The following is a 15,593-nucleotide window of genomic DNA, read 5'->3' on the forward strand; positions in this document are numbered from 1 at the left end:
GTTACGGGTTAACTTTTTGTTTACGAATCAACATCTTGCGGTCGGTCTTGACCGTTTTAAAGCTCAATTTCGGCCCATCTGCTGCATGACGCCACCCTAATGTATAGTTGTGTCTTGGACCAAATAAAGGAACGATGAGACATCTATATAAAGGGCCTGTGTGGCCCGCTTAAATCTGGTTGGAGCGGTTCGCGTGGATTCAGGCCCTCAGGAAAATAGCAGTCCGTCAAAAAAGACGTTTCGATGCTGCTATCGGGATTTTCTCTACACGCCACGGCATGCAGAGCTCCTGCATCTGCGCCGCAAGGAATCGATCCAGCTCACCGCCCGTTTCGCAGCCCTTTTCGTTCTTGTCCTGACGCTTGCCGTTCCGTTCTGGGACGGGGCCTTTGCCGCTGAAATGTGGTCGTCGCAGACCTTTACCCTGCGCCTTCTGGTGGCGGGGGTTGCGCTTGTGGTGCTCACCAATCGCGCGGTCAGTGCGCGGTTGCGCCGACGTTTTCCGTACCTGCCGATGCTGATGCTGATTGTCGCGGCAAGTTTGCTATGTGTCTTTGCTGGCAATGACCCGCTTGCGACCGATTACATGCACAGTTCGCACAGCTTCCTTCTGATCGGTCTGGTGATGATGATTGCCATCATGCCCGTCACCATGGTCGAGGCGGCCGTTCTTTCAGTGCCATTTGCCGTGTTGCTTGTCATCGGGGCGCAAAGCGGACTTGCGACCGGGTTCGTGCCGTTTGAAATGCTGCTGGCATTCCTGTTGCCGCTGGCGCTGGTATCAGCCCTTGTGCAGCTTTATCGCACCGTCACCGCCGCCCATGAAATCGCCATTGATCCGCTGACCAACTGTTATACCCGTGCCTTTGGCATGGAAATGATCCGGGTCAGCTTCGAAGGCGCACTGCGCAAGAAGGTGCCCTATACGGTTGCCTTCATCGATCTTGATGATTTCAAGCAGATCAATGATCGCTATGGCCATGATTACGGCGACCGCATTCTGGGCGAGGTCGGCAATAACCTGATCCATCGTTTCCGCCGTTCTGACATGGTTGTGCGCTGGGGCGGGGAGGAATTCCTGGTGCTGTTGCCCGAACTGGGCCGTGCCCGCGCTGTCGAGGTACTTGAACGTGTCATGGCCCCGGGGCTGGCAAAGCTTGAAAACGGGCAGGTGCAGCGCGCCAGTGTCGGTCTTTCCGAACGCATCGAAGATGCCATTGCCTTGCCGCAAAACCTTATCGACCTTGCTGATCAGCGCATGTACGAGGCCAAAAAACGCCAGGACCGCGATGACCTTGTCGCACAGGGCTATTCCGGGCGGCGCAATACGGTAAGTGCTCTGGCGTCCCCGTCGACCACCAATGCCCCCTCGGTTGATCGCAGCGTAAACTAGCGACTTACTGTGAGTCCGACGGAGCTCTGCTGCCCAACGCATACGTCCGCTCGCGACGCGACCTCTCCTGATCCATAAAACCCTTTCTGACGGACATCGTGGCGGCGTATCCAGCGTCGATCACTGTTGAGGCCTGTCCTGTGCAAACGGAATAGGCCAGGGAAAGGCGTGGAATCGGCATGAGCTCGCGCCAGGTCAGTTCGGATTCGCGTCGATTCTCTCAGCTTTTTCGAAAATTCCATTTTCTTCGGTGATCAAAAAATAGCCGCGAGATGTGAAATTTGCGGGCGTTTGGGGTGCAATGCCTCAAAATAATGCACAAAAAAGAAGCAGTAATATTTCTGACAAAAAATTAGTCAAAAAGCTGTTGCGTCCTGTCCGGTGAATGGGTAATGTTCATTTGTGCGCTGCGGTAGGACGCAGTGCATTCCGGCGAGCGACTTGTCGCTCGTTTCTTGGACGTTTCCTCCCTAGACTTGGGCCGCTGTCACAGGCGGCCTTCTTTTTTGCCTAAATTCAGCCAGTTAGCCCAATTTAAAGCATCTGCTCAGCGCCTGAACATCTCATGTGTTTTGGAATTGTTAGAATGGTGCGGTGCAAATCAACTTGGGGTCATGGCGGTGCGCAGATACGCCAAGGGCGCTGCCCGGCAAAATCAGGAAGCGCCCTTTAAAATCCCTCTGGACTTCTTTTCGGCTATTTTTCGCGCGTTGGATTGCCAACGGGGATATTGCCATCCCCGTCGCCCAGACCGCGCTGCATGATCACGCTATCGACCCAGCGGCCCATTTTAAATCCCGCCGACTGAAGCGTGCCCGCCACCCGGAACCCCAACCGCGCATGCAGCCCGATCGATGCGACATTGGCGCTGTCGCCGATCACGGCAATCATCTGGCGATAGCCAAGGGCGGTGACCCGTTTGATCAGCTCCGCAAGCAACGCACTGCCAGCCCCCTTGCCGACGACTTCGGGTGCTATGTAAATCGTGTCCTCGACCGTGAAACGATATGCCGGACGCGTCCGGTACGCCCCGGCATAGGCAAATCCCTCAACCCTTCCATCCACATCCGCCACCAGATAGGGCAGGCCGCGTTCGCGCACATGTTGCCAGCGCGATGTCAGTTCAGCGATTTCAGGGGCGCGTTCCTCAAACGATGCCAGGCCATGCAGCACGTGATGGCCATAAATCTCGGTGATCCGTTCAAAATCTTCGGGTTCTGCATCGCGGATGACCAGATCGCTTAAAACGTCACTGGTATCGATGGTATTGCTCATTAGAACGGGTTCCCGTCGAGATCATGAAAGCGCGATATCAGATCGGTCATCTGATCTCGCAGAGTGTCAAATCCGCGATGCGGGCTGATTGTCGTTTCATCCATATAAAGTGCTCGAGAAAGCTCGATCTGAAGGCTGTGCACATGTTCTTGCGGGCGACCGTAATGGCGTGTGCAATAACCCCCGGCATATGGATCATTGTGCGCGGGCGCAAAGCCCATATCGCGAAAACAATCGTCCACAAACCGCGTCAATGACGGGTGGCAGGAACTTCCATAGCAATCGCCAAGCACCAGATCAACGCGGTTTTTTGCGCTGTCGCACGAATCCCCGGGCATCGAATGGCAATCAATCAGAATGCAATAGCCAAACGTGGCGCGCGTCAGATCAATCAGCTTCTGCAACGCCGTGTGATAGGGCCGGTAATAGGTATCGATCCGCGAAAGCGCTTCTTCGGCGGGCAGGCGGGTCTTGTAAATCTCGACCCCGCCACTGACCACCCGCGGGATGGATCCCAATCCCGAAAGGGCGCGCATCGAATTGATCTCGTTATCTTCGGGCAGGTCGCCATCAAACATCCGCGGATCAAGTTCCATGGCCGCCCGGTTCACATCGACATAGGCGCGCGGAAATGTCGCACACAGCAACGGTGCGCCCAGTTTCGGGGCAGCCGTGAACAACTGATCGACAAAGGCATCTTCGGATGCGCGCAGCTCAAACGCGCCAATGCGTGCGCGTTCAATCAGATCCTGCGGGTAATGGCGGCCTGAATGCGGGGATGCAAACACCACCGGCAAGGTTTGCCGTGGTGGCAGGATAACGGTGGCGGGGCCAGTTGAGGCGAGTTCCGAAGGCAACTGGTTCATTGTCTTTCGTAATGTCCATCCCTTATGACACGGATTTGGGCTTCGTCGTGCGTCTTGCGATCCATTATCATACTATCTTCTAGCATATGGGAATTGCCACGGATTTGATGAACATTTTTTGTCAAAAAACCATTTCTGGGGTTGCGCCAAGGTCCGCCTTGGGCTAAATACCGCCTCGCCGACGCAAACGGCACAGACCGGTGTTTTGGTTACAAAGCTTCGGTCTTTCGAAAGATGGATTTGCGGGCCTATAGCTCAGTTGGTTAGAGCGTTCGCTTGACATGCGAGAGGTCACAAGTTCGAGTCTTGTTAGGCCCACCATCTTTCAAACCCATAGGGGCCTATAGCTCAGTTGGTTAGAGCGTTCGCTTGACATGCGAGAGGTCACAAGTTCGAGTCTTGTTAGGCCCACCATCTTTCAAACCCATAGGGGCCTATAGCTCAGTTGGTTAGAGCGTTCGCTTGACATGCGAGAGGTCACAAGTTCGAGTCTTGTTAGGCCCACCATTCCCACCCCGCCGGGTTCCCGCGCGGGGTTTTGTGTGTCCGGACCAAACTTTATCGCATTTGCGCGATGCTTTTTCTGAACCGAAGCGCACTAAAGGCGAAAAATCCAACCCCGATCGCAAACACCAGCAGGAATTCCGGCCAAACCACCTCAATACCAGCACCCCTGAACAAGATGGCCTGCGCGTATTTGACGAAATGGGTCGCGGGGGAGAATTGCATGATGTTCTGCAAAGTCTCGGGCATGCTTTCAAGCGGCGTGCTGCCGCCCGAAAGCAATCGCAAGGGCAACACCACCAGAATGAACAGCAGGCCAAATTGCGGCATGGATCGCGTCATGGTGGCGAGGAAAATGCCAAGCGCCGTGGCAAAGAACAGATAAATCACCACACCGCCCATGAACAAAAGCTTCGATCCGGCAATCGGCACGCCCAGCACAAGCTCGACCACGAAAATCAGTGACAGCATGCAGGCGATCAAAATCACAAGCCCGTTGGCCCAGACCTTTGCCAGCATGATCTCATAGGGATCCACCGGCATCACCAGAAGATGCTCGATCGTGCCATGTTCGCGTTCGCGGATAAGTGCTGCGCCGGATAGAATGATCGACAGCATGGTGATCGCATTGATGATCTCCATCGTGCTGGTAAACCATTCGCTTTGCACATTCTGGTTATAGGCATAGCGCGTCACGATGGTCGCGGCCTCTGTTCGGTTCTGCCCGGCCCAGGCCGATTTGCCGCCCAACCAGGTCGAAACTTCCTGGGCGATGATGTTGCTGACATAGCCCTGGCCGATCCCGGCCTGCATCATCGCTGTGGCATCGATGTTAAGCTGCACTTCCGGATCGCGCCCGGAAACCACATCGGCCTCAAACCGCGGCGGGATCACCAGCACAAAGGTAAATTCACCACTATTCATCGCCGCATCAATGTCGCGTTCGGCAATGCGGACCGGTTCCTGAAAGTACGGGGCCAGAAAGGCATCCGAAATGCGCAGCGAAAGCGCCGATCCATCCTGATCGGCAATCGCGATCGAGCCGCGCCGCAGATCATGCGAAAAGCCGGTGGCGGCGTTATAAATCGCAAACGAAAACGCCCAGACAATCAGCGCCATAAGCACCATGTCACGTCTGAGGCTGAAAAGCTCCTTGATGCCAAGGCGATAGATATTACTGATCCGTCTGCCAAGCATATCCTTACACCTCCTGCTTTTTGAGAAGCAGCATCGAAAGCACGGTCAATGCCGGGAAGAAGATCAGAAGACTGATCAGTTCGGGATAAAGTTCCGCAAAGCCAAGCGCCTTGGTAAAGGTGCCGACACTGATCGACATGAAATGCGATGTCGGGATGATGGTTGAAAGCACAACCGGCGCCCCTTCAAGCGAAGAGACCGGCTGCATCATCCCCGAAAACATCACCGATGGCACCATGGTCGCAATCGCGGTGCCAAAAAGGGCTGCGATCTGGGTGCTGGTAAAGGACGAAATCAAAAGCCCCAATCCGGTGGTGGCGGTAACAAACAGGATCGCGCCCACCAGAAGCGTCAGGCCATTGCCGCGTAACGGCACCTCAAACCAGAACAACGCCATCGCCGTCATCAAAACAAAGTTGATCAGGCCAAGCCCGATATAGGGCAACTGTTTGCCCCACAGGAATTCAAGCTTGGAAACCGGGGTGACATAAAGGTTGGTGATCGATCCCAGTTCCTTTTCACGCACCACCCCGACCGCCATTAAAACCGCGGGAATAAACATCAAAAGCAATGCAATAACCGATGGCACCATGGCATAAATGCTTTTGAAATCCTGATTATAGCGATACCGCGTTTCAATGCGCATCGGCTGGCCGGTGTCGGCACTGCCGACATCGCGTTTGCGATGCTCTGCCAGATATTGGTTATGAATGCCTTCGACATAGCCATGAATGGTTTCGGCGCGAAATGGCATCGATCCATCAATAAACGCGCCGATTTCCGGGCTGTCACCGCGGGCAACATCGCGCCCGAAACCGGGCGGTATTTCAATCGCCAAGGCAATGTCCCCCGAAAGCAACCGTGCCTCAAGCTCATCATTGCTAAGTAGTGGTTCCTGTGCCTCGAAATACCGCGATCCCGAAAGGTTTTCGATATAGGTGCGGCTTTCAGCGCTTTGGTCACGATCAAGCACCGCATAGGTCAGGTTTTCAACATCAAATGTAATGCCCCAACCAAATACCGGCATCAGGATCGCGGTGCCAATCAAGGCAAACATCAGGCGGATCGGATCGCGCACCAGTTCCATCGTTTCGCGCAGCGAATAGGCCCATAACCGCCGGAAGCTGAACAGCGACGCCCGTGCCGGTTTCCAGTTGGCTTTGGCATCGTCATCCGTGGCAAGGGCATCTGCGGGGGCAGGGGCGTCTGGCGCGCCTGCATTCGCGCCATCCGAGCCATCCGGGCCTTCCGCTTCTTCCAGATGGCTGATAAACGCGTCTTCAAGGGTGTCGCAGCCGCGTCCCTTGGTGATGGCGCTCGGCGTATCACTGATCAACACCTTGCCGGCATGCATCAGCGATATGCGATCGCACCGCTCCGCCTCGTTCATGAAGTGGGTGGAAATGAAAATCGTTACCCCCTGATCACGCGAAAGCTCGACCAGCAATTCCCAAAACCCGTCACGTGCTACCGGATCAACACCCGATGTCGGCTCATCCAAAATCAGGATTTCCGGGCTGTGAATGATCGCAACCGCCAGCGACAATCGTTGACGCACACCAAGCGGCAAGCGTTCACTCAGATCATCAAGATAGGGCCCCAGCCCGAACCGTTTCGAAAGTTCCTCGATCCGCGGTTTGATTCTGTCCTTGGGTAAATGAAACAGATGCGCATGGAGCTCAAGGTTCTGCATCACGGTCAATTCGGAATACAGCGAAAAGGCCTGGCTCATATAGCCAACCCGATTGCGCAGCGCGATATCCTGCCCATCGACCGGCTTGCCAAACAGCTCGGCTGTGCCCTCAGACGCATTCAAAAGCCCGGTCAGCATCTTCATGGTCGTGGTCTTGCCACAGCCGTTGGAGCCGAGAAACCCGAAAATCTCGCCTTTCTCGATCCGGAAGCTGACATCATCGACGGCGGTAAAATCACCAAACTTCTTGGTCAGATGTTCGGCAACGATCGCGGGCGTATCGCCATGAATGGTGCGTTCCGGGATGGTCAGCTCATGATGGCCTTGGCGTTCTTCCTCGGGCAGCAGCGCAATAAACGCGGCCTCAAGCGTATCGGTCCCGGTGCGCTCCAAAATCTCGTCCGCGGTGCCGGTCGCAAGCACCTTGCCGTCATTCATCGCAATCAACCGGTCAAAGCGCGCTGCCTCATCCATATAGGCGGTGGCAACCAGAACCGTCATCTCGCTTTGGGTTTGGCGGATGGCATCGATCAATTGCCAGAATTGCTGACGCGACAGCGGATCAACCCCGGTGGTCGGTTCATCCAGAATAAGAATATCGGGATCATGGATCAGAGCACAACAAAGCCCAAGCTTCTGCTTCATGCCCCCCGAAAGCTTGCCGGCCGGGCGCTCGGTAAACGGATCAAGCCCGGTCGCGGCGACAAGCCGTGCTATGCGTTCATCGCGCTCGCGCTTGCCCTGACCAAACAGGCGGCCGAAAAATTCAAGGTTCTCGCGCACCGTCAGGTCCATATACAGGTTCTTGCCAAGCCCCTGGGGCATATAGGCAATGCGTGGCAGGATCGCGTTGCGATGCTTGGCATCTTTCATCGATCCGCCAAGCGTCTCGACCGTGCCGTCCTGCACCTTGCGCGCACCCGAAATCAGGGCAAGCGCACTTGATTTCCCAACCCCGTCCGGGCCGATAAAGCCCACGGTCTGTCCGGCCGGGATTTCAAGGCTGATCGCGTCAAGGGCGGCCACCTTGCCATATCGAAGCGTGACATCCTCAAGCCTTACAGCGACGTCTGATATATCGCGGGAAGTATCGGTGCTGTCCACCATCTGGGCGCGCTCTATTGCGTGTTCTGACGCAGGGTGGCGTCATCAGGCACATTCGGGGTGAACGCCTCCGGCCAGTCGGTATGATCAGCCAACATGATATAGGCCTCACCGGGCAGGCCGGTTTTTACCCGTTTGATATGCTCGGCCAGCAATTCCGGGTCGATCCGCACCTTGACGCGAAACATCAATTTATCGCGCTCGGCCCGGGTTTCGACCTCGCGCGGGGTGAATTGCGCATCATCGGCGACAAACGATACCTTGGCCGGAATGACAAAGCTGGGGGCGGCATCCAGAACAATCCGCGCTTCATTGCCAACAAACGCCAATCCCGCCTGACGGGGCGGCAGGAACACGTTCATATAGACATCGGTCAGATCAATCAGGGTGATGACCGGGCCGCCACCAGCCAAAACCTCGCCCGGTTCGGCAAGGCGATATTGCACGCGGCCATCGCGCGGGGCCTTAAGGACCGAATCATCAATTTGCACCTGAATGCCCTCAAGGGCGGCGGATGCCGCCGAGACATTCATCCGCGCACTGACAAGGCGCGCCTGGGCCGCGGTAAGGGCTGCTTTTGCGACATTGCGATCGGCACGTCTCTGATCAAGTTGTTCGCGTGAAATGTTGTTGTTCTTGACCAGTTCCTCGGCACGCGAAAGCTGCTGCTCGGCAAAAGATAACTCGCTTTCGCGCTGAACAATCAGGGCTTCTGCCTCGGCAATGCCTTGTTCGGCACTGGCAAGCTCGGCACGGGCGCGCGCACGGTTGGCAACCAGTTCGGCGGTGTCCATCCGCGCCATGACCTGACCTGCGGTGACCTGATCACCTTCTTCGACCAGAACTTCCTCAACCCGCCCGGCATATTTGGTTGCCACCCGGATTTCCTCGGCCTCAATCCGGCCATTGCCCGATGCGATATAGTCAGGCAGGTCTGATTGCTGTGACTGCCAATAGGCATATCCACCCCCGGCGGCAGCGGCAACCCCCACAAGAACGATCAACACGGCACGCAAGCTTTTCATTCCATTCTCCGACGACGGGGCGGACCAAGGCAGGGCGCAGGGACAGGGCACAGCGCGACTTGGTCAACAATTTCAACGAGTATTGCTCTTGCAATTGTGCAACGCAACACTCTCTGGAATGATCCTAGGTGATTGTTTCGCCCCGGGCTTTGATGTTGCGCAATCTTTTTTGAAAACCAATCACCTGTTTCAGACGTTTAAGTGAATGGTTGCGATTGTTCCGCTCGTTTCGGCTATATTGCGCGACGCCTCATTTGTTTTCAAAGGATTGTCTGTCCGGTGCTGTTTTTTCACATCAATGTCGCTCTTGCCTGTTTGTATGTTCTTGTGCGTCACGTGCGCTATCTGGCATGGCCGCGCTGGGCAAAGATCAGTTTTGGCGTGCTTTTGCTGATCGGATCCCAGCATCATCTTTATTCCCGCATCGCCTTTGGCAGCATGTTCTTGCCGGAATTCCCGCAACCGATTGTTGTCGCCATCAACGTGGCATTTGGCGTGATTTTCTTCCTGGTGTGGTTCCAGCTGGCCTATGACCTGATCGGTCTTTTGCTGCGCTGGGTGATCCTGCGCCGCAAGCAACACCCGCCCAAAATCCTGCGCACCGTCATGTCCTTTGCCGCCATCGCACTGGCCTGTTTTGGCGTGGCAGAAGGCATGCGCGTACCCGACGTCAAGGAAATGGATGTCACCATCCGCGACCTTCCCGATGCGTTTGACGGCTATCGCATTGTCCAGCTCACTGACCTTCATATCAGCAAGCTCTATGAACGCCCCTGGGTGGTAGAGGTGGTTGAAAAAACCAACGCGCTTGAGCCGGACCTGATCGTGATCACCGGTGATCTGATCGATGGTGAATTGCCGCTGCGCTACGATGATGTGCAGCCGCTTGTTGATCTGAGCGCGCGCGACGGGATCATCACCATTCCGGGCAATCATGAATACTATTTCGGCTATGAAAACTGGATGCGCCATTATGGCGGGCTCAATATGCTGACCCTTGAAAACGATCATATCGTTCTGGATCGCGATGGAGGGCAACTGACCATCGCCGGCGTCACGGACCTTCGCGCTGGCAATACGGACCGCCCCGAACCCGATGTTGCCAAGGCGCTTGAAGGCCGCCCGGAAGGGGCGCCTGTGATCTTGCTTGATCATCAACCGAAAATGGCCCGCGACGCAGCACCGCTGGGTGTCGATCTGCAACTTTCCGGCCATACCCACGGCGGCATGGTATGGGGCTTTGACAATATCGTGGCCATGCTCAATGGCGGCTTTGTATCGGGCATGTATGACATTGAGGACATGCAGCTTTACGTCAATAACGGCACCGCCCAATGGCCGGGCTTCGCCATCCGGGTTGGCGTGCCCGCTGAACTCACCGTGATTACGCTCCGCAAGGGCTAAGCCCACCCAAAACAAAACGGCGTCCCGAGAAATCAGGACGCCGTTTTCCGTGCGGTGGCACAAGGGGAGGGGCGAGAAGCTATTAGGTCCTAGCGCGTAACGCACGCCTTCACGGCATCACCAATGATCGAAATGCCCTGATCGAGTTCCTCTGAACTGATGGTCAGGGGCGGGGCAATGCGGAACACGCCGCCCATGCCGGGCATCTTGACGATATTCATGCTCAGCCCGCGCTTGAACGCCTCTGCCATGATGGCCGCACCCATGTCGTGATCGGGTTCGCGATTACCAGTCTCCTTGATGATCTCCATGCCCAAAAGCAACCCGCGCCCGCGCACATCGCCGACGCACGCATACTGACCCTTGATCGCGGACAGCCCTTCAAACAGCTGTGCGCCCATCTGGCTTGCGCGTGCGACCAGCTTCTCGTCGCGGACCACATCAAGCACCGTCAAGCCAACCGCGGCGGGCAGGGGGTCGGACACGTGGGTGGTGTAAAACAGGAAGCCCTTTTCATAGGCGGCCTGCTCAATCTCGGGCGTCGTCATGACGGCCGAAAGCGGTAATCCAGCCCCGATGGTTTTGGACAATGTCAGAATATCGGGCGTGACCCCGTCACGCTGAAACGCAAACATGTCGCCTGTGCGGCCGATGCCGGTTTGCGCCTCGTCGAGGATCAGCAGCATCCCGCGCTCTTCGCATTTCTTTTTAAGCGCGGCGAGGTAGCCCTTCGGCAGTTCAAGGATCCCGCCGCTCGATAAGATCGGCTCGGCGACAAATGCCGCCAGATTGCCGGTCGATTGCGCATCCAGAAGCTCGAACGCATCATCAAGCTCCGTCTGCCAGTCAAGCGACCCGTCCGGATGCTTGAAGCGCGGGCGAAATGCGTTCGGGGCCGGGATGGCAAAGGACCCGACGGCGGCCGGGCCATATCCCTTGCGCCCCGCACTATAGGTTGCCGATGCCGCCACCCCGGTCATGCCGTGCCAGCTTTTGGAAAACGCCACGATCTCATGCTTGCCGGTGACAAGCTTCGCCATGCGAATGGCCGCTTCGTTGCTTTCGGCCCCGGTCGACAGGAACAAAACCTTTTCCAGCCCCGGGGCAAGGGCGGCCAGCCGTTCGGCCAGCTCCACCACCGGCCGGGTCAGCATGCTGCTAAACAGGTGTGCGACGGTTTCGACCTGCCGCTGTACGGTCTCAACAATGCGCGGGTGGCCATGGCCCAGAACCGCTGACATTTGGCCGGATGTAAAATCAAGGATCGCGCGCCCATCGGCGTCATAAACATATGATCCCTTGGCGCGCTCGATGATCGCCGGATCAAACGGGCTGCCATACCGGATCAGGTGGTTATTTGCGCTTTCCCAAAAGGCGGCATCGTCGTTGCGTGACATGATCTTTCCCCTGTGCTGATCGCTTCATTTGATGGGAAAAGCCTATCTTGTGGCGCGAAAGCGGTAAAATTGATAATGCTTGTACTCCGATATCAAAAATATTGATGGCTGTAATGGACGGAGCCCCGTATGCAGGCACTGCTTGATCTCAAACTGCTGACAACCTTCGTCCGTGCGGCCCATGTCGGCACGCTCAGTGCCGCCGCCATTCAGGTCGGCCGCACCCAATCAACCGTCACCATGCAGATCCAGCGACTTGAAGATGCGCTGGGTCAAAGCCTGTTTCATCGTTCGGGCAGTGGGGTGCGACTGACCGGGGCTGGGGAGCGGTTTCTGGGGTATGCCGAACGCATCTTGCGCCTGCATGATGATGCGGTCTCAAGCTTTTCCGATCAGGGATTGCGCGGTGCCATCACCTTTGGCTGCCCCGAAGATTACCTGATCGCCTTTTTCCCGGCCTTGCTCAAAAGTTTTGGCGCGATCCATCGTGATATCGAAATCCGGGTGGTGTCGGCCCCGACGCCGGAATTGCAAAAACTCCTGCATGCGCGCCAGATCGACATGGCGCTGGTTTCCACTCCGGATATAACGCCCGGCGGTGACTTTATCCGCACCGAACAACTCGCCTGGGTCGGCAGCAAACCGACGCTGGAACTCCATGATTTCAACCAGAACACCGGCCCGCAAAGCCCGATCCCGCTGGCACTGGCCGCCGCCAACGCCCTTGATCATCGATCCGCCCGTGATGCGATGGACGCGGCCAAATTGCCCTATCAAATCGCCTATGCCAGCAACAGCTTGGCGGGCCTGATCGCCGTGACCCGTTCTGGGCTTGCCATCAGCGTGATGATGCAAAAGGCGGTGCCGAGCGATCTTTTCATCCTGAAATCGCCGTTACCACCCTTGCCGAAATTGGGCCTGCGCGTCCTGAAATCCGAGATTAATCCAAGCCCGGCCACGGACGCATTCGCCGATCACATCACCAACATGCTGCCGTTCTTGTGAATGGCTTACAATCCCGCCAGTACCCAAAACTGGCACACTGAACAGATGAGCTTAAAGCAGATTGGCGGTCGGCCGGATCAGGTTGGTATCATACCAACCTTGCAGTGTTTTACTGCCAGCGTATTGCGTCCAGGTCGTCACAGATTGCACCGGGTTCCAGTTGTTTGGGGCAAGAAAAACAGTCGTGCCACGCTTCTCGCTGAAGGGTGAGGCGCCGTAGGTTGCGATATTCCATTTTGTTGTTTGATGGACGGAAAAATCCTGTCCGTGGCGCCCTTTTGCCCCAAATCCGCGCGACAATATACCGGGCCAACCTTCAAGTTGGAAAAAGGTGTTTGGTGCAAGCCAGGAAGTGTTCCCGGCAAGGAGGGAACAGACAAAAGGGCAAGGAGTGGGCGCGTCATCTGCGGTGATTGCATCAGAAAGTGCACCAAGGGCTGCTCCGAATATGGTTCTTAAAGTACTGCCGGTTCGTGCGCCGATATAACCGCCAAGCATGGTACCTGTGGTGGATCCGCCGATATCATTGGGATAGGCATATCCGGCACCGATATTGGTCAGGCCTTTTGCCCCGGAATAATGCGAATGCATGTAGGCGGTGCTGGTCTTCTCATAAAGCGCACCGTTTTCCTTGAACATATCTAGGAATGCGGGCGGTGTTCCAAATGGGATATCATCAACCGAGTTGATCGCAACAAAATGCGCACCTGTTGCAAACAGTTCAAGGAAAGCAAGAATATTAAATTGCTTTTGTGCAGCCGCCAGTCCCCTTGGCTGCGCAATTTCCGTGTTTGTCAGAAAAAGATCGGCGCGCTCATATCCGTCAATATCATAGACCGGTGCTGAATTCGGACCCGCGACCGGGCCGTGATACGTAATATCGGGAACATACAATGCCGAATGATTGGCCTGTACATAGGCTGCAATACTTTCAAACAGGGCAATATCCGTGGCGCGTGTAGTCGCCGGAACGCCATTTGTCGGAGTGTTTGCTATACCAAGCACATGATTGGTCCAGATGGTGAGCCAAAGCTCCAATATTGCCGCCTGGGTCGCATTGTCAATCAGCCAGTAACCGGGTTGATCAGCCTGAGCAGCAGCCAGAATACCGTTTGTCATCGCGGTGGGATTGCGCACCTGACCCGTACCGTTTTCGAATAACTTGTTGATAAAAGTTGAGACCGAGTTCTGGTCTGCCGGGCTGTTCTGGTTGTAAGGGGGCGGCAATGTGATTGCATTATGTGCGGTGGCAAAATTCATGACGTGAACCCATCTTCAATTGTGTTTGATGATCGCGTTGCAGCACGTGCCTTATTTGGTTTTGAACCAGGAAGGGGCGGTGAATTTGGCTTCGGTGACTTTGGGTTTGATCGATACACCTGCCATGTTTTCCTGTGCCGTCTCGACCTCGGTATTCAAGCCTGCGGCCAACAGGTCCGCCTGCATGGCTGCCACCACGGAGCTGAGCTCGGTGCCAAGCTTTTCAAGTGTCGGGTTGTAAAGCGTGCTGGGATAGCTGGATGGACGCATCAATGCCCCCTTGGGGGCTGTTTTATTGGCGTCAATCTGCAAGTCGATCAAAGTCAGCAAAACCTCTTCAATCGTTTGGACAGCAATAAAACTTTCCTCGATCTTCGCCAGCAGGGCGATGGGATCATCCCCCTTTTTGACCGATCCACATGCGTCAACCAACTGCTGATAGGTGGTTACTTCTGCTTTAAGCAGCCTGATCTGATCGGGAATGGTCGTTTTGCTATCCTTGATCTCCACACCGGTTTGCAAGCCATCACTGATCTTCCAGAGGGCATTCCATTCCGTCTTGAAATCTTTCAGCATTGATCGCGCTCCGTTGCAGCGGTTTATACCCGCAGCAACGACGCAATTCAGCAAGGTGTTGTGACGCGAAAAGGTGACCTTGGGGAAAAGGTCTCAGACTTTTCTAAGCCCGGTCATGGTCATGTTTGTCGAGCAAATTACCAAGATGTCGGCAGGGGGCAGTCGGGAAGTCTACGTTTGCAAACCGGCACAGCGCGCGGTGTTGCGGACATGGGCCTGCATTTCACGCCGCGCACGTTCGGCGTCATTGTCGCGCAGGGCGGCGATGATTTTGCGGTGTTCACCGATGGAGGCGCGCATGCGTTCCGGATCGGTGATCGGGATCGGCTGGCGCTGGGTTTCGGTGATCTTGTCGCGCACCGCCTGATAAAGTTCGCGCATCATGCTGTTCGAACACGCCTCGACGATCGTTGCATGGAATTCCAGATCGGCCTCGACATTGGCGATCAGGTCCTGCTCGGCCCAGCATTTTTCCATGCGGTTGGTGGCGTCTTCCATCGCCTCAAGCTGGGTCGCGGTCAGGCGGCCACAGGCCAGCGCTGCAATTTCGCTTTCAAGGATCATGCGCGTCTGGAACACGTCAAAAACACTGTGGCTTTCCGAATAGCGCCACGGTGCCATATCGGCTTTGGCGCGGCTGGCGGGGTCGGTGACAAAGGTGCCGCGCCCGGCCTCGGTCTTGATCAGACCAAGTGTTTCAAGGGTCAGAAGTGCCTCGCGCAAGGAAGCCCGGGAAATGCCGAATTTCTGCGCGAATTCGCGCTGGGATGGGATTTTGTCGCCCGGGGTCAGTTCCCCGTTCTGGATCATGTCCTGAATTTGGCGTGCGACTGTCTGCGGCAGCGGCGTGCGGTTGAACATTCCCTCGTGTCCTTCTTGCGTATTTTTTGCTCA

Annotated in this window: 12 protein-coding genes and 3 tRNA genes; 6 read left to right on the forward strand and 9 right to left on the reverse strand. The window is 56.0% G+C overall.

Features of this window, described 5'->3' with window-relative positions; translation table 11 throughout:
• Positions 1-193: 193 nt before the first annotated feature.
• On the forward strand, positions 194-1,393 hold the full coding sequence (locus tag TH4_RS08405) for a GGDEF domain-containing protein (RefSeq protein WP_064780656.1): 1,200 nt from the start codon (positions 194-196) through the stop codon (positions 1,391-1,393).
• A gap of 696 nt (positions 1,394-2,089) precedes the next feature.
• Here the strand turns inward: TH4_RS08405 and TH4_RS08410 are convergent.
• Positions 2,090-2,668 (reverse strand): GNAT family N-acetyltransferase, encoded by a 579-nt coding sequence (locus TH4_RS08410; protein WP_064780657.1) that lies wholly within the window; start codon positions 2,666-2,668, stop codon positions 2,090-2,092.
• Positions 2,668-3,534 (reverse strand): N-formylglutamate amidohydrolase, encoded by an 867-nt coding sequence (locus TH4_RS08415; protein ID WP_064780658.1) that lies wholly within the window; start codon positions 3,532-3,534, stop codon positions 2,668-2,670. Before TH4_RS08415 ends, TH4_RS08410 begins: the two co-directional genes overlap by 1 nt.
• A gap of 244 nt (positions 3,535-3,778) precedes the next feature.
• Between TH4_RS08415 and TH4_RS08420 the strand changes: the two genes are divergently transcribed.
• The 3 genes from TH4_RS08420 to TH4_RS08430 all read left to right on the forward strand — a co-directional run bounded on the left by TH4_RS08420 (position 3,779) and on the right by TH4_RS08430 (position 4,041).
• Positions 3,779-3,855: transfer RNA gene (locus TH4_RS08420), tRNA-Val, on the forward strand.
• Between the two features lie 16 nt (positions 3,856-3,871).
• Positions 3,872-3,948: transfer RNA gene (locus TH4_RS08425), tRNA-Val, on the forward strand.
• Between the two features lie 16 nt (positions 3,949-3,964).
• Positions 3,965-4,041 (forward strand) — tRNA-Val (locus TH4_RS08430).
• 51 nt (positions 4,042-4,092) lie between these two features.
• On the opposite strand, the gene TH4_RS08435 is transcribed toward TH4_RS08430, so the two are convergent.
• The 3 genes from TH4_RS08435 to TH4_RS08445 are packed head-to-tail and all read right to left on the reverse strand — an operon-like array spanning position 4,093 to position 9,057.
• Entirely contained in the window at positions 4,093-5,235 is a 1,143-nt protein-coding gene (locus TH4_RS08435) for an ABC transporter permease (RefSeq protein WP_064780659.1), read from the reverse strand.
• A 4-nt stretch (positions 5,236-5,239) separates the two neighbouring features.
• On the reverse strand, positions 5,240-8,035 hold the full coding sequence (rbbA, locus tag TH4_RS08440; protein ID WP_064780660.1) for a ribosome-associated ATPase/putative transporter RbbA: 2,796 nt from the start codon (positions 8,033-8,035) through the stop codon (positions 5,240-5,242).
• 11 nt (positions 8,036-8,046) lie between these two features.
• Complete coding sequence (locus TH4_RS08445; protein ID WP_064780661.1) at positions 8,047-9,057, reverse strand: HlyD family secretion protein; 1,011 nt, start codon at positions 9,055-9,057, stop codon at positions 8,047-8,049.
• A gap of 279 nt (positions 9,058-9,336) precedes the next feature.
• On the opposite strand from TH4_RS08445, the gene TH4_RS08450 reads away from it, so the two are divergent.
• Positions 9,337-10,461: a metallophosphoesterase gene (locus tag TH4_RS08450; protein ID WP_083997022.1), complete on the forward strand. Its 1,125-nt coding sequence runs from the start codon at positions 9,337-9,339 to the stop codon at positions 10,459-10,461.
• A gap of 89 nt (positions 10,462-10,550) precedes the next feature.
• Here the strand turns inward: TH4_RS08450 and TH4_RS08455 are convergent, their stop codons facing one another.
• Positions 10,551-11,858: an aspartate aminotransferase family protein gene (locus tag TH4_RS08455; RefSeq protein WP_064780662.1), complete on the reverse strand. Its 1,308-nt coding sequence runs from the start codon at positions 11,856-11,858 to the stop codon at positions 10,551-10,553.
• A 129-nt stretch (positions 11,859-11,987) separates the two neighbouring features.
• Here TH4_RS08455 and TH4_RS08460 point away from each other — a divergent pair, with 129 nt between their 5' ends.
• On the forward strand, positions 11,988-12,863 hold the full coding sequence (locus TH4_RS08460; protein WP_064780663.1) for a LysR family transcriptional regulator: 876 nt from the start codon (positions 11,988-11,990) through the stop codon (positions 12,861-12,863).
• A gap of 51 nt (positions 12,864-12,914) precedes the next feature.
• On the opposite strand, the gene TH4_RS08465 is transcribed toward TH4_RS08460, so the two are convergent.
• The 3 genes from TH4_RS08465 to TH4_RS08475 all read right to left on the reverse strand — a co-directional run bounded on the left by TH4_RS08465 (position 12,915) and on the right by TH4_RS08475 (position 15,560).
• Complete coding sequence (locus tag TH4_RS08465; RefSeq protein WP_064780664.1) at positions 12,915-14,123, reverse strand: hypothetical protein; 1,209 nt, start codon at positions 14,121-14,123, stop codon at positions 12,915-12,917.
• 51 nt (positions 14,124-14,174) lie between these two features.
• The gene (locus TH4_RS08470; RefSeq protein ID WP_064780665.1) at positions 14,175-14,699 is read right to left on the reverse strand and encodes a hypothetical protein; all 525 of its coding nucleotides are present in this window, start codon (positions 14,697-14,699) and stop codon (positions 14,175-14,177) included.
• Between the two features lie 171 nt (positions 14,700-14,870).
• A complete protein-coding gene (locus TH4_RS08475; protein WP_064780666.1) occupies positions 14,871-15,560 on the reverse strand; it encodes a FadR/GntR family transcriptional regulator in 690 nt (229 codons plus the stop codon).
• Positions 15,561-15,593 lie beyond the last annotated feature (33 nt).

Source organism: Thalassospira tepidiphila MCCC 1A03514 (assembly GCF_001662875.1).
Lineage (GTDB): Bacteria > Pseudomonadota > Alphaproteobacteria > Rhodospirillales > Thalassospiraceae > Thalassospira > Thalassospira tepidiphila.

Excerpts from the sequence above, each read along its gene's own strand:
- TH4_RS08455 (WP_064780662.1), bottom strand. The coding sequence starts at position 11,858 with ATGTCACGCAACGACGATGCCGCCTTTTGGGAAAGCGCAAATAACCAC.
- TH4_RS08410 (WP_064780657.1), bottom strand. The coding sequence starts at position 2,668 with ATGAGCAATACCATCGATACCAGTGACGTTTTAAGCGATCTGGTCATC.
- TH4_RS08465 (WP_064780664.1), bottom strand. The coding sequence starts at position 14,123 with ATGAATTTTGCCACCGCACATAATGCAATCACATTGCCGCCCCCTTAC.
- TH4_RS08475 (WP_064780666.1), bottom strand. The coding sequence starts at position 15,560 with ATGTTCAACCGCACGCCGCTGCCGCAGACAGTCGCACGCCAAATTCAG.
- TH4_RS08435 (WP_064780659.1), bottom strand. The coding sequence starts at position 5,235 with ATGCTTGGCAGACGGATCAGTAATATCTATCGCCTTGGCATCAAGGAG.
- TH4_RS08445 (WP_064780661.1), bottom strand. The coding sequence starts at position 9,057 with ATGAAAAGCTTGCGTGCCGTGTTGATCGTTCTTGTGGGGGTTGCCGCT.
- TH4_RS08470 (WP_064780665.1), bottom strand. The coding sequence starts at position 14,699 with ATGCTGAAAGATTTCAAGACGGAATGGAATGCCCTCTGGAAGATCAGT.
- rbbA (WP_064780660.1), bottom strand. The coding sequence starts at position 8,035 with ATGGTGGACAGCACCGATACTTCCCGCGATATATCAGACGTCGCTGTA.
- TH4_RS08460 (WP_064780663.1), top strand. The coding sequence starts at position 11,988 with ATGCAGGCACTGCTTGATCTCAAACTGCTGACAACCTTCGTCCGTGCG.
- TH4_RS08415 (WP_064780658.1), bottom strand. The coding sequence starts at position 3,534 with ATGAACCAGTTGCCTTCGGAACTCGCCTCAACTGGCCCCGCCACCGTT.